The sequence below is a fragment of the Sulfitobacter sp. OXR-159 genome, from assembly GCF_034377145.1.
GTDB lineage: Bacteria > Pseudomonadota > Alphaproteobacteria > Rhodobacterales > Rhodobacteraceae > Sulfitobacter.
Genome location: NZ_CP139707.1, coordinates 603,389 through 615,052, shown reverse-complemented (window position 1 = coordinate 615,052; position 11,664 = coordinate 603,389). Strand labels below are relative to the sequence as shown.

General features: G+C 62.5%; 12 protein-coding genes. 4 read left to right on the top strand and 8 right to left on the bottom strand.

Annotated features, from left to right (window positions below; translation table 11 throughout):
• Positions 1-82 precede the first annotated feature (82 nt).
• The 5 genes from T8A63_RS02985 to T8A63_RS02965 all read right to left on the bottom strand — a co-directional run bounded on the left by T8A63_RS02985 (position 83) and on the right by T8A63_RS02965 (position 4,756).
• A complete protein-coding gene (locus T8A63_RS02985) occupies positions 83-193 on the bottom strand; it encodes a DUF2474 family protein (protein WP_082849496.1) in 111 nt (36 codons plus the stop codon).
• The gene (gene cydB / locus T8A63_RS02980) at positions 193-1,200 is read right to left on the bottom strand and encodes a cytochrome d ubiquinol oxidase subunit II (protein ID WP_067629754.1); all 1,008 of its coding nucleotides are present in this window, start codon (positions 1,198-1,200) and stop codon (positions 193-195) included. Before cydB ends, T8A63_RS02985 begins: the two co-directional genes overlap by 1 nt.
• A 1-nt stretch (position 1,201) precedes the next feature.
• Positions 1,202-2,650, bottom strand: a complete 1,449-nt coding sequence (locus T8A63_RS02975; RefSeq protein WP_067937870.1) for a cytochrome ubiquinol oxidase subunit I — start codon at positions 2,648-2,650, stop codon at positions 1,202-1,204.
• A gap of 88 nt (positions 2,651-2,738) precedes the next feature.
• A complete protein-coding gene (locus T8A63_RS02970) occupies positions 2,739-4,088 on the bottom strand; it encodes a HAMP domain-containing sensor histidine kinase (RefSeq protein WP_300054818.1) in 1,350 nt (449 codons plus the stop codon).
• Positions 4,085-4,756: a response regulator transcription factor gene (locus T8A63_RS02965; RefSeq protein WP_322344939.1), complete on the bottom strand. Its 672-nt coding sequence runs from the start codon at positions 4,754-4,756 to the stop codon at positions 4,085-4,087. Before T8A63_RS02965 ends, T8A63_RS02970 begins: the two co-directional genes overlap by 4 nt.
• Before the next feature lie 162 nt (positions 4,757-4,918).
• Between T8A63_RS02965 and T8A63_RS02960 the strand changes: the two genes are divergently transcribed.
• Positions 4,919-6,040 carry a Do family serine endopeptidase gene (locus T8A63_RS02960; RefSeq protein ID WP_322344938.1) on the top strand — a complete coding sequence of 374 codons (1,122 nt, stop codon included), beginning with the start codon at positions 4,919-4,921 and terminating at the stop codon, positions 6,038-6,040.
• 103 nt (positions 6,041-6,143) lie between these two features.
• Here T8A63_RS02960 and T8A63_RS02955 read toward each other — a convergent pair whose 3' ends face one another.
• Together T8A63_RS02955 and T8A63_RS02950 are read right to left on the bottom strand one after the other, a co-directional pair.
• Positions 6,144-6,782: a response regulator transcription factor gene (locus tag T8A63_RS02955; RefSeq protein WP_322344937.1), complete on the bottom strand. Its 639-nt coding sequence runs from the start codon at positions 6,780-6,782 to the stop codon at positions 6,144-6,146.
• Position 6,783: 1 nt separating this feature from the next.
• Positions 6,784-9,300: a PAS domain-containing protein gene (locus T8A63_RS02950; RefSeq protein ID WP_322344936.1), complete on the bottom strand. Its 2,517-nt coding sequence runs from the start codon at positions 9,298-9,300 to the stop codon at positions 6,784-6,786.
• 365 nt (positions 9,301-9,665) lie between these two features.
• Between T8A63_RS02950 and T8A63_RS02945 the strand changes: the two genes are divergently transcribed.
• Positions 9,666-9,806: a hypothetical protein gene (locus tag T8A63_RS02945; RefSeq protein ID WP_322344935.1), complete on the top strand. Its 141-nt coding sequence runs from the start codon at positions 9,666-9,668 to the stop codon at positions 9,804-9,806.
• Between the two features lie 12 nt (positions 9,807-9,818).
• Here the strand turns inward: T8A63_RS02945 and T8A63_RS02940 are convergent, their stop codons facing one another.
• Positions 9,819-10,424 (bottom strand): LuxR C-terminal-related transcriptional regulator, encoded by a 606-nt coding sequence (locus T8A63_RS02940; protein ID WP_322344934.1) that lies wholly within the window; start codon positions 10,422-10,424, stop codon positions 9,819-9,821.
• Positions 10,425-10,535: 111 nt separating this feature from the next.
• Between T8A63_RS02940 and T8A63_RS02935 the strand changes: the two genes are divergently transcribed.
• Together T8A63_RS02935 and T8A63_RS02930 are read left to right on the top strand one after the other, a co-directional pair.
• Positions 10,536-10,673 (top strand): hypothetical protein, encoded by a 138-nt coding sequence (locus T8A63_RS02935; protein WP_322344933.1) that lies wholly within the window; start codon positions 10,536-10,538, stop codon positions 10,671-10,673.
• Positions 10,670-11,533 (top strand): alpha/beta hydrolase, encoded by an 864-nt coding sequence (locus tag T8A63_RS02930; RefSeq protein WP_322344932.1) that lies wholly within the window; start codon positions 10,670-10,672, stop codon positions 11,531-11,533. The genes T8A63_RS02935 and T8A63_RS02930 overlap by 4 nt, the downstream gene beginning before the upstream one ends.
• Positions 11,534-11,664: the final 131 nt, after the last annotated feature.

The following is an 11,664-nucleotide window of genomic DNA, read 5'->3' as shown; positions in this document are numbered from 1 at the left end:
GGGCTGTCCTTTCGTGCTGCTTTGGGCTTGAAGAGGCCAGATGCCGCCGCACTTGGCAAGGCCCGAGGCGCGCGCCGCTGCGTCAGCCGGGCATGATCACCAGCCGGATGCCATAGGCCACCACCGCCAACAGGGCGACGCTGGCCAGCCAAAGCGCCACGAACCAGCCGCTGCGTTTCAGCCATTTTCCCATCAGTGATAGCCCTCCTCGGGGTCGATCTTGCCGCGGAACACCCAATAGGCATAGGCCGTGTAGCTGAGGATCAGCGGCAGCAGCACCAGCGTGCCGACCAGCGCGAACATCAGGCTTTCATCGGGGGCGGCGGCATCGGCGATGGTCAGGCTTGGCGGCACCATATGCGGGTAAAAGCTGATCCCGATGCCGATGAAGCCCAACACGAACAGCGCCTGCGCACAGAGGAACGGCTGAATGTCCGCCTTGCGTTGCAAGCCGCGCAGCATCCCAAAGGCCGCAAGCGCCACCAAAAGCGGCACCAAGCCGCTGAACAGCGCCGTGGGCCACGCGAACCACCGCTCGAAATAGACGGCATCGGTGAACGGCGTCCAAAGGCTGACCATCCCCATGAAGACCAAAGTCGCCACCGCCAGCGGCCAAGCAAGGCGGCGCATGTGGGCCTGAATGCGGCCCTCAAGCTTCATGTTGAGCCATGTCGCCCCCAGCAGCGCATAGCCCACGGTCACCGCCACCCCGGTCAGGATCGAGAAAGGCGTGAGCCAATCCCACCAGCCGCCCGCATAGGCGCGGCCTTCGATCTCGATCCCCTGCACCAGCGCGCCAAGGGCGATGCCCTGACAGAAGGAGGCCACCAGCGAGCCGCCGAAAAACGCCATGTCCCACAGGGGCTTCCAACGTTTGGTGCGCCAACGGTACTCGAACGCCACGCCGCGAAAGATCAGCCCCAGCAGCATCAGGATGATCGGCATGTAGAGCGCAGGCATGACAACCGCATAGGCCAATGGAAACACCGCAAAAAGCCCACCGCCGCCCAGCACCAGCCATGTCTCGTTGCCGTCCCAGATGGGGGCGACCGAGTTCATCATCACGTTGCGCTCGCCCTCGTCCTTGGTCATCGGAAAGAGCAGCCCAACCCCCAAATCGAACCCGTCGAGGACGACATATATCAGCACGGCACCGGCGATGATCCCGGCCCAGATGAACGAAAGTTCCAGTCCAAACATCTCAGCTATCCCCGCGCTTGTTTTTGACCGCTTTGTCTTTGACCGCCGCCTCTTCGCCGACAGCAAGGATCGGCCCGTCATCCTGCGCGGCGTCATCCTGCGCCGCGTCGCGTTCGTCTTCCAGCACATGATCCACAACCGGTTTGCGCATCATCGCCACGATATACCACGTGCCCGCGCCGAAGACGAAAAAGTACACCACGATGAAAGCGATCAGCGAGGTCGCCACGGCAGGTGCCTCAATCGGTGCAAGGCTTTCAGAGGTCCGCAGCAGCCCGTAAACCGTGAAGGGCTGCCGCCCGACCTCGGTCGTGATCCAGCCCGCCAGCACCGCGACAAAGCCGGTCGGCCCCATCAGCAGCGCCAACCGGTGCAACAGCGGCGCATCGTAAAGCCGCCCCCGCAGCCGCGCGAGTGCGGCCCAAAGACCCAGACCCAACATCGCAAAACCAAGCGCGATCATGATGCGGAAAGACCAGAAAACAATCGCGACGGGCGGCTCATCCTCATCCGGGATCGTGTCCAGCCCCGGTAGCGGCGCGTTCAGATCGTGCTTGAGGATCAGTGAAGAGAGCTTGGGGATCTCGACCGCGTAATCAATGCGCTTTTCCTCAGGGTTCGGGATGCCGAAAAGGATCAACGGCGCGCCATCTGGATGGCTGTCGTAATGCCCCTCCATCGCCATGACCTTGGCGGGCTGATGCTCCAGCGTGTTGAGGCCATGCATGTCGCCCGCGAGAATTTGCAGCGGCGTGACCAACAGAAGCATCCACATCGCCATAGAGAACATCCGCCGCGCGGCCCGGTCGGCGTGATCACGCAGCAGGTGCAGCCCGCCAACCCCGCCCACGACCAGCGCCGTGGTCAGATAGGCCGCCAGCACCATATGCACCAAACGGTAGGGGAATGACGGGTTAAAGACGATCGCCCACCAGTCCTCGGGCACGAATTGCCCCACGTCGTTGATGCCAAAGCCCGCAGGGGTCTGCATCCAGCTGTTGACCGACAGGATCCATGTCGCCGAGGCCAGCGTGCCCAGTGCCACCAGCGCTGTGGCGAACATATGCAGCCCGTCGCCGACCCTTTTGCGGCCAAAGAGCATGATGCCAAGGAACCCGGCTTCGAGGAAGAAAGCCGAGAGGACTTCATAGGCCATCAGCGGCCCGACAACCGGCCCTGCCTTGTCGGAAAACACCGACCAGTTTGTGCCGATCTGGTAGGACATGACGATGCCCGAGACGACCCCCATGCCAAAGGCCACGGCAAAGATTTTCTTCCAATAATTAAAGAGCTTCAGATAGGTTTCTTCGCGTTTCCACAGCCAAAGCGCGTTCAGCACGGCCAGAAAACTCGCCAACCCGATCGAGAAAGCCGGGAAGATGATGTGAAACGAAACCGTGAATGCAAACTGCACCCGCGCTAGGATTTCGGCGGTGTAACCGTCGAGCATGAGAAGCCCTCGCGTGTTGTTTCCTGACCTATATAGGACCGGGGGGAGGGAGAGGCACAGGCTAAATTGCCGCAGTCCTTTGCGCGCGCTAACTGTCGAAGGTTATCACGACGCGCAGCCCCGGCGCGTTGTCGATCAGTTCCAGCCTTGCCCCATGCAGTTTCGCCACCCCATCGACCAGCGCCAGCCCCAGCCCATGGCCCGGCGTGCCCCGGCTGCGGTCAAGCCGGTAGAGCCGCTGCAGCACTTTGTCGCGGTCCGCCGCCGGAATGCCGGGGCCGCTGTCCGCTAAAGTGAGCACGACCTGTCCTGCCGTCTGGTTCAACGATATCTCTACCGCTTCGGCATCGCCGGAATGGCGCAGAGCGTTCTCGATCAGATTGGCCAGCAGTTGGCCCAACAGCGCCCGGTCGCCGGTGACATGGGTCGGAGCCTCTGGCAGATCGCAGAGCAAGCGTTTGCCCTGCTCCCCCGCTGCGGGCTCATAAAGCTCGATCATGGTGCGGCAAAGCGCGGCCAGATCGACGGGGGCGAAATGGGCGCGGGCGTCGCCCTGCTCTACCTGCGCCAATTGCAGCAGGGATTGGAAAATGGCCGCGATACCGTCCAACTCGGCGCGGGCGCGGGCCAGCGGCTCGGCGCGGTCCTCGCCCGTGGCCTCGGCCCGATCCAGATCGTCCAGATGCACCGAGACACGCTGTATCGGCGTTTTCAGGTCATGCGCGATATCCAGTGACACCTGCCGCAGCGCCGCCACGGAGGTTTCCTGCGCCCGGGCCATCTGGTTCACCGCCTCTCCGATGCGCAGCAGGTCATCCGACCAGCGCGGCCCGGGCGATACCCTTGCTGCCAGATCGCCCGCAGTGAGCCGGTCCAGCGTGGCGCGGATCACCTCAACATGACGTTTAGAGCGTCGGGCAAGGATCAGCCCGCCCGAGAGCGCAATCAGCACCGTGGGCAGAAGGCTGACCAACAGAATGTTGACGAAAACCTCACGCAGGGCCGTGATCTCGGCCCGGCTGCGCGCGATGGTCAAAAGCCCGCCATAAAGCGTGTCGGTCAGGGTCAGGTAAACCCCGGTATACTGCGCCCGCGCCGCGCCGATTGAGACGATGTGATAGCCCTCGTTATCCCGCGCGATGGCCCCGTTGCCATAGATGCGACCATTAGGGCCGATGTAGCTTAGGATCAGCCGGTTGGGATCAGTCTCGCGCGATTCCGCCTCGACCAGCCGCGCCAATGCCGAGGCGCCCGGGGCGGCGCGGAAGCCTGCCATGTCTTGCGCCAGATCGGCCCGGATCGCCTGTTCGAACGATCGCTGGGTAACGGCATAGCTGGCCGCAAGGCTAAGCAGGCTAACGATGGTAAAGAGCAGCACCAGCAAAAGCGCCAACCGCAGCGGCATGGAACGCCACAACCCCGCCAGCCGCGCCTTCATGTGTCGATCCTATAGCCCGCGCCGCGCACGGTCTGGATTAACTCGCTGTCAAAGGGTCGGTCGACCTTGGCCCGCAGGCGGCTGATGTGGGTCTCCACCACATTGGTCATCGGGTCAAAGGAAATGTCCCAGACCGCCTCAAGCAGCATGGTTCGCGTTTGCACCCGGCCTTTCCGGCGCAGCAGATGCTCTAGTAAAGCAAATTCACGCGGTAGCAGGTCGATCTCTTGGCCTGCGCGCGTGACCCGGCGGCTGATCAGGTCCATCGTCAGGTCGCCAGCGCGGAGGGTCGTTTCCTGCTCCATCGCCTGCGGGCGACGCGCTAGCGCATTCACCCGCGCCGACAGCTCACCAAAGGCAAAGGGCTTGACTAGATAATCATCCGCCCCGGCGTTCAGCCCGTCGATCCGATCCTCCACCGCGCCCATCGCCGTGAGCAACAACACCGGCGTGGCATTGCCCGCCCCGCGCAGGGTTTTCAGCAGCGTCAGCCCGTCCAACTCAGGCAGCATCCGGTCAAGGATCAGCACGTCATATTGCCCGGTGGTGGCCTGCACCAACCCGTCGCGGCCATCGGCCACCACATCCACCGCATGCCCCTCTTCGCGCAGGCCGCGCGCGATATAGGTGCTGGTGGTGGTATCGTCTTCGACAACAAGCAGTTTCATCGCAGTCTCATGTAGGATCACCAAAGGTTTAGGGCAAATCCGCGGCCCACGCATCCTGCGGCCTGCATTCTCACAAATTTGTATAGCCCCTGCGACGGGGCTGTAAAACCTGCGCCCCAAATAGGGGTCCAGAAACACCGAATGCACAGCAAGGAGCATCTCATGAACCAGACCCTTTCCAAGGCCCCCCGCGCCGCCGCCCTTGCGCTGAGCGCCGCCGTCGCCGCGACCCCGATGCTGGCGCTTGCGCCCACAGCCGCGCTGGCCGTCCCGGCTGGTGGCTATGCCGACTTGGTCGAGGCCGTCTCTCCCGCCGTGGTCTTTATCGAAGTGACCGCGAAACAGCAAAGCGCGCAGATCCAGCAGCAACTGCCCCCCGGCATGCCCGAAGAACTGCGCCGCCGGTTTGAACATATGCTGCCCGACCAACCCGGCGCCGAGGCGACCCCGCGCCAAGGTCTGGGGTCAGGTTTCATCATCTCCGAAGACGGTCAGATCGTGACCAACCACCACGTCGTCGCGGGTGCAGAGACGGTGACCGTGAAGCTCGCCGATGGCCGTAGCTTTGACGCCGAAGTCGTGGGCAGCGACGCGATGACCGACATCGCCCTGCTCAAAGTCAAAGCGGATGTGGATCTGCCCAAGGTGGACTTTGGCACTTCCAAAACCCTGCGCGTCGGCGATGAAGTCGTCGCTGTGGGCAACCCCTTTGGCCTTGGCGGCACCGTGACTTCGGGCATCATTTCGGCCCTGTCGCGTGACATTCAGGCCGGGCCGTTCGATGATTTCATCCAGACCGACGCGGCGATCAACCGTGGCAACTCTGGTGGGCCGCTGTTTAACAACGATGGCGAGGTCGTGGGCGTGAACACCGCGATCCTGTCGCCGGGTGGCGGCTCTGTCGGGATCGGCTTCTCGGTGCCTTCTGACCTCGTGCAGACCATCGTGGCCGATCTGGCCGATGACGGCTTGGTCGAGCGTGGCTGGCTGGGTGTGCAAATCCGGCAGATGACCCCCGAGGTTGCCAATGTGCTGGGCTACGACGAGCCGCGCGGCGCGGTGATCGAAGCGGTTTCCGAGGACAGCCCCGCCGCCAAAGCGGGCCTTAAGAAGGGTGATATCATCCTGTCCTTCGGCGACACAGAGGTGGACGACCTGCGCGACCTGACCCGCGCGGTGGCAACCACCACGCCTGAGACGGCGGCAGAGGTTGTCGTGCTGCGCAAAGGGTCTGAGCAGACCCTCGACGTGACCGTGGGCACGCTGGAACCCAAGCCGGCGTGATCCATGCCTTCCCGGCGCCCCTCATGCCGCCGGGAAACCCCAGCCCTTAACCCTCGCCGGGGCTGGGCAGCCTGCCCCGGTGGTCCTGCACTGCCGGGGCTTTTTACGCGCGCTCGTTGTCTTCGACCGGGGCGGGCGGCGCATTGTGGATGTGAAAGCGCACCAGTTCCGCGACCGAATTCGCCTCAAGCTTGCGCATCACCCGCGCGCGGTGCACCTCAACCGTTTTGATGGAGATATCCATTTCACTGCCGATCTCGCGGTTCGAGAGCCCCGCCACCACCCGTTCAAAGACCCGATGCTCTTGCGGGGTGAGCCGGGCCAGCAGCTGCGCATTCTCCACCTCGGCCTCTTCGCTCTTGCGCCGTGCGGCGTCGGACTGAAGGGCGGTGTTAATGAGGTCGAGCATGCTTTGATTGTTGAAGGGCTTTTCGATAAAATCCACCGCGCCTGCCTTCATCGCCGTCACGGCGGTAGAGACATCGCCGAAGGCCGTCATCAAGATCAGCGGCACTTTGATCCCCCGCGCATTCAGCGCTTTTTGCAGTTCCAGCCCGCTCATCCCCGGCATCCGCACATCGCTGACGAGGCAGCAGTTGCCATTGTCCTCATAGCTGTCGAGGAACGCGGCCGCCGATGCAAATGGAATCGCGCGCAGCCCGACAGACCCCAGCAACCACACCAGAGACTCCCGCACCGCGGCGTCATCATCAACGACGTAAACGATCCCGTTTTCTGACATTTTACTTTTGCACCTCCAGCGGCAGACGCACGCTCAGGCAGGCCCCCTCTGCATCGGATTTCGTCACGGCGATGGTCCCGCCATGCGACAGAACGATCGTTTCGCAAATCGCCAGCCCCACGCCAAGCCCCTTGTCCTTGGTCGAGCGGAAGGCGCTGAAGGCCGTCTGCGCAGGCATGTCCGGGGCAAATCCGCGGCCCGCATCGGCCACGTCGATCACGATCTCCTCCGCCTCGCACCGCGCAGAAACCGAGACTTCGGCATCAGGGCGGCCCGCTTCTCGGCAGGCATCAATACCGTTCTTGATCAGGTTGATCAAAAGCTGCTCAATCTCGATCCGGGCGCAGGTCAACTCGACCTCCCCACATTGATCGTCGATCTCCACGGCAACGCCGGTGGCCGAGCTTTCCGGCTGGATCAACAGTTGCACCGAGCGCAGGATATCTTCGAAGCGCACCGCATGGCGGTCGGCATCGTCACTGTGCAGATAGTTCGACATGGACCGCAGGATGGCGCTGGCCCGTTCCGATTGGCTTTGCATATTATTAAGCACGGCGATCATATCCTCTCTCTCAAGCTGGTCGTTCTTGGCCCGCAACACACAGCCTGCGGCAAAATTGTGAATAGCCGCTAAAGGCTGGTTCAATTCATGGGCGATGGCAGCGGTCATCTGGCCCAATGTCTCGCGCCGGTTGAGCAGTTGCAGCGCCGTTTCATGGCGGTGCAGCCGCTCTTCGCGCTCGACCTTTTCGGTGATGTCGGATGCGATGGTCAAAAGCCCGCCTGCGGCCACGGGGTAATCCGTCACCTCCAGCCAGCGCCCCTTGGAAGATCGCGCGCGAAAGAACTTGGCCGGGGTGTTGCGCCGATCGCGCCGCTGCTCGCTCCAGCGGACCTTGCCTTCGGCGGTCGTGGCCAGTGTGCCGGTTCGCGTGAAATGCGCGAGCAACTCATCAAAGTGCTTTCCGATGATGTCGCCGTCCATCCCGGCGTAGGTCGCCCGGTATTCCTCGTTGCAATAGACCAAGCGGTCGTTGCTGTCGAAAAGCGCCACCATGGTCGAGATGGTCTCAAAAGCCAGCGCCAGCGCCTCCCGCGCGCTTTTGCGCTCAGTCTCGGCCATGGCGATTTCGGTCATGTCGAAACAGGTGCCGCGATAGCCTGCCAATTGAGCGTGGCTGTCAAAAAAGGGTTTGCCCGACATGTCGATTTGCCGCGCCCGCCCATCCCCGAGGGGCAGAACCAACCGCAAGTCCCGGAACGGCGCCCGGGCGGCCAACCTTTGCTGAAGCTGGTCGAAATCGCCTTGATCTTGCGCCAGATCGGCCTCGGCGAGGGTCTTGCCCAGAGCGAAAATTGGGGTTTCCGCGTCGGTTTGACGGCCCCCGCCGGACAGGAAGGTGAACCGCCCATCGGCGTCCATCTCCCAGACCCAATCGGTCGCGCTTTCGGTGAAATCGCGAAACCGGGTTTCGCTTTCCACCAGATCGGTGAGGACGTTCTGCTGATCCGTAACATCTTGGATCGCGGCCAAAAGATGCACCTGACGCCCCCGGTTCAAGCGGCGAATGCAGGTGCGCGCTTCGATCTGGCGACCGTTGGCGGCCAGAAACTTTACATTCTCGACCACGTCGCGCGGGCGGCTGCCAGCCATATGCAGGTTGTTGCGGATCGTGGCGCGGCTGCGCGGCTCGACAAAGCTTTGGCCCTGCTGCCACATCTCGCGCAGGCTCTGCGCATCGCGGCCCAAGAGCGCCTCCACCTCGGGAGAGACATCAACCAGCGCGCCCTCTTGATCCCATTCCAGATAGCCCACCCCCGCCACCTCAGCCGCGAGCGCGTGTTTCGCCGCGCTGACCTCTGCGTCATGCACCGCGTCCTGCGAGGCGGAACGGTCCATTATCATCACCAGCACCCCCACCACCTGCCCCCGGTCGGACAGGGGCTGATAGATCGCCGCCCCTTGGGAGCGGGCCAGAACCGGGCGCGAGAAATCAAAACGCCATGTGACCTGCCGCCCGGCCAGCGCCTTTTCGAGGTTGTCGGACACCTCCTCCAGCAGGTCCGACGGGATAATCTGCGACAGGTGTTTGCCCACGATCTCCTCGGCGGATCTCCCAAAGGAGGCGCTATAGGCATCATTGACGAAGGCATAGGTCATATCCGGTGTCAGAAAGGCCGCCTGCACCGGCACATCGTTCAGCAAATCGGGCAGTTTCCGGCGGGTCTCATCGGAGTTGGCGCTGCCCTGAAGCTTGCGTCGGTTGCGCATCACGCGCCAAACCTGCGCCACCAGAACGGCAAATGCGGCGGTCGCAAAGACCAGCTCGATCGGGTCACTATAGGCCCCGCCGCGCGGCGCAGACGCCAGCACCACGGCGATGTACAGCGACAAAACCGCGATCGCGCCAGCCACGGCAAACCGGTTGACCGCATCGCCAACCTGCTTTGCGATCATCACGCCGGACAAGACGATTCCACACAGCGCAATCAATGTGAACGCCGCGACCAAGCTCATGCGCACCTCTACTTTCCGTTGAAACTTCGGCTTTTTCCGCCGCCATGTCTATTAGGGGAAACCCTGACAGGCGGTCATTAACCATGTCCTTGGATGGCCATACGACCGACTGAAATGATATCGTGAAAATATATCCCGAAATTTCAGGACCTTGTTTGCCCCTGTAGGGGATAACCCTGATTTGGCTGGGGCTTTGCCCAATTGGCGTCGAAATTCGGGCTCGGTACTCTGTGCCCCACCACGGAATTGGCCGTGAGATTTAAGCTCAAAATGCGGATTAACCAGTGACAAATAGTGAAACCCCAGACTCGCAACCCTTTGAGGGAACGACGAAACAGAGCAAGGCGCCAACCAAAGCCGATCTGATGGAGATCCGCAGTCTCTACGCTCAGGCCGACGCAATGGCCGAGGCTGCCGAGAAACCCGACGATGAGGATCAGCCCCACGAGGCGGCCCCGCCCCCGGCGCAGTCAAAACTGCCCGACAGGCAGAGTGATGCGGGCTGAGCGCCGGGCGCGTCACTTAGAACTGTTGGACACCACATGATCGCTGTCGATGCCGCCCAGCGAATGAAACAGGCCAGAAGTATTGCTGACGCCGAATTTCTTGAGCAGTTTCGCGCGGTACACTTCAACCGTCCGGTGCGAGATGTCGAGGTTGAGCGCAATTTGCTTGCTGGTCAGCCCCTCCGCCAGATGGCTCAGGATCTCGCGCTCGCGCCGGGTAAGCGGCAGGTAGGGCCGCTCGCCGGAGAGATCGGCAAAGCTCCAGACCGCGCGGTCGAGCGGGCGTTCGGGCGTGAAGGAATGGCCCCGCACACGGCACCAAAACAGGCTGCCATCGCGCCGTGCCATGATGCGTTCGTCCCAATAGGTGTTGGTCTTGCGCAACTGGTCCACGCCCCGGTCGCGGATGTTTACGAACTCCTCATCCGAGGGGTAGAGAATGGCGAAAAGCTGGTCGCGCAGGTCGGCGCGCGCATAGCCGAACATCTGCGCAAAGGCATTGTTGCAATCGCGGATGCAGCGGTTCTCGGTCACCACCAGCCCGATGGGCGCATGCACAAAGGCAAGCTCTGCAAAGCGCCGCGTCTCGAAGCACTCATCGGTACGTATTTCCACCATCTTGCTCCGTTTATTTCTTTTTCGGATGCTGAAAACTTAAGCTAGTCGACGGGGGGAGACGGCGCAACATGGCGCTGGCCCGTTTAGGGAGGATACCATGAAGACACGCAAATGGATCGCCGCCGTTCCATGACCAAGCTGGCCCCGGTCGCACAGGTGCGGAGGCCGCCGTTGTCGCATTTCACCGACGGCGCGGATGGCAGCACCAACCGCGCGCTGAACCTGATACAGAAAGGCGCGCGCGGATGACCTCCCCCCGTTTCCATTTCATCCCCGTCATGGGACACGAAATCCATGTCACTGAATGGGGCGAGCGCAAGAACCCTGCCTTGATGATGCTGCACGGTCTCGCCCGCACCGGGCGCGACTTTGACGAGGTGGCCGCGACCTTGTCGCAAAATTTCCACGTGCTCTGCCCCGATATGATCGGGCGGGGCCGGTCGAGCTGGGGGGCCAGCCCTGAGGCGGAGTATTCGGTCGAACATTATGCGCGCATCGCGACAGGGGTGTTGGATCACTTCCAAATCGATCACGCCGCGTGGTTTGGCACCTCTCTGGGCGGCATGATCGGGATGCACATGGCTTCGGGGCCCGAGACCGCGCGGGTCAGCGCCTTGGTCGTGAACGACATCAGCCCCGAACTGCCCGCGACGGCGGTGAACCGGATCCTCTCCTATGTGGGCAGCCTGCCAGACTTTGGCAGCTTTGCCGAAGGTGAAGCGTGGCTGCGCCAGACCTATGCCCCCTTCGGCCCCGCCGCCGATGCCTATTGGCAGCGCATGGCGCGGTCTTCGCTGCGCCGCCGGGGGGATGGACGGCTGACCCTGCATTATGATCCGCGCATCACCGTGCAGTTCACCGCCTCAGCCCATGAGCTTTCCACTTGGGACCGTTGGGACCGGACCACCACGCCCACGCATCTTTTGCGGGGCGCCCGGTCGGACCTGTTGCTGCCCGAGGCTGCAGAGCGCATGACCCAAAGCGGCCCGCGGCCCGGGATGAGTGAATTCCCCGACTGCGGCCACGCGCCCAATATGTCCAACCCCCAAGATATCGCCCTTTTGCACCGCGTTTTGGCTGAATTGCTGGGCCAATCGCCCCAAGGATAGAGGGCGTCACTTGCAAATTTGACGCTGTTGCTCAGCATTTGTCTGCATCCGGGTATTTTCCTTGCGTCAACAAACCCCCCTGCAGTCTAATACCCCAAGGGCGTATTCGGCACTAAGAAGGCCGGAGCGCA

Bases quoted from the DNA above. Each gene is read 5' to 3' on its own strand.
- T8A63_RS02985 (WP_082849496.1), bottom strand. From the start codon at position 193: ATGGGAAAATGGCTGAAACGCAGCGGCTGGTTCGTGGCGCTTTGGCTG.
- cydB (WP_067629754.1), bottom strand. From the start codon at position 1,200: ATGTTTGGACTGGAACTTTCGTTCATCTGGGCCGGGATCATCGCCGGT.
- T8A63_RS02975 (WP_067937870.1), bottom strand. From the start codon at position 2,650: ATGCTCGACGGTTACACCGCCGAAATCCTAGCGCGGGTGCAGTTTGCA.
- T8A63_RS02970 (WP_300054818.1), bottom strand. From the start codon at position 4,088: ATGAAGGCGCGGCTGGCGGGGTTGTGGCGTTCCATGCCGCTGCGGTTG.
- T8A63_RS02965 (WP_322344939.1), bottom strand. From the start codon at position 4,756: ATGAAACTGCTTGTTGTCGAAGACGATACCACCACCAGCACCTATATC.
- T8A63_RS02960 (WP_322344938.1), top strand. From the start codon at position 4,919: ATGAACCAGACCCTTTCCAAGGCCCCCCGCGCCGCCGCCCTTGCGCTG.
- T8A63_RS02955 (WP_322344937.1), bottom strand. From the start codon at position 6,782: ATGTCAGAAAACGGGATCGTTTACGTCGTTGATGATGACGCCGCGGTG.
- T8A63_RS02950 (WP_322344936.1), bottom strand. From the start codon at position 9,300: ATGAGCTTGGTCGCGGCGTTCACATTGATTGCGCTGTGTGGAATCGTC.
- T8A63_RS02945 (WP_322344935.1), top strand. From the start codon at position 9,666: ATGGAGATCCGCAGTCTCTACGCTCAGGCCGACGCAATGGCCGAGGCT.
- T8A63_RS02940 (WP_322344934.1), bottom strand. From the start codon at position 10,424: ATGGTGGAAATACGTACCGATGAGTGCTTCGAGACGCGGCGCTTTGCA.
- T8A63_RS02935 (WP_322344933.1), top strand. From the start codon at position 10,536: ATGGATCGCCGCCGTTCCATGACCAAGCTGGCCCCGGTCGCACAGGTG.
- T8A63_RS02930 (WP_322344932.1), top strand. From the start codon at position 10,670: ATGACCTCCCCCCGTTTCCATTTCATCCCCGTCATGGGACACGAAATC.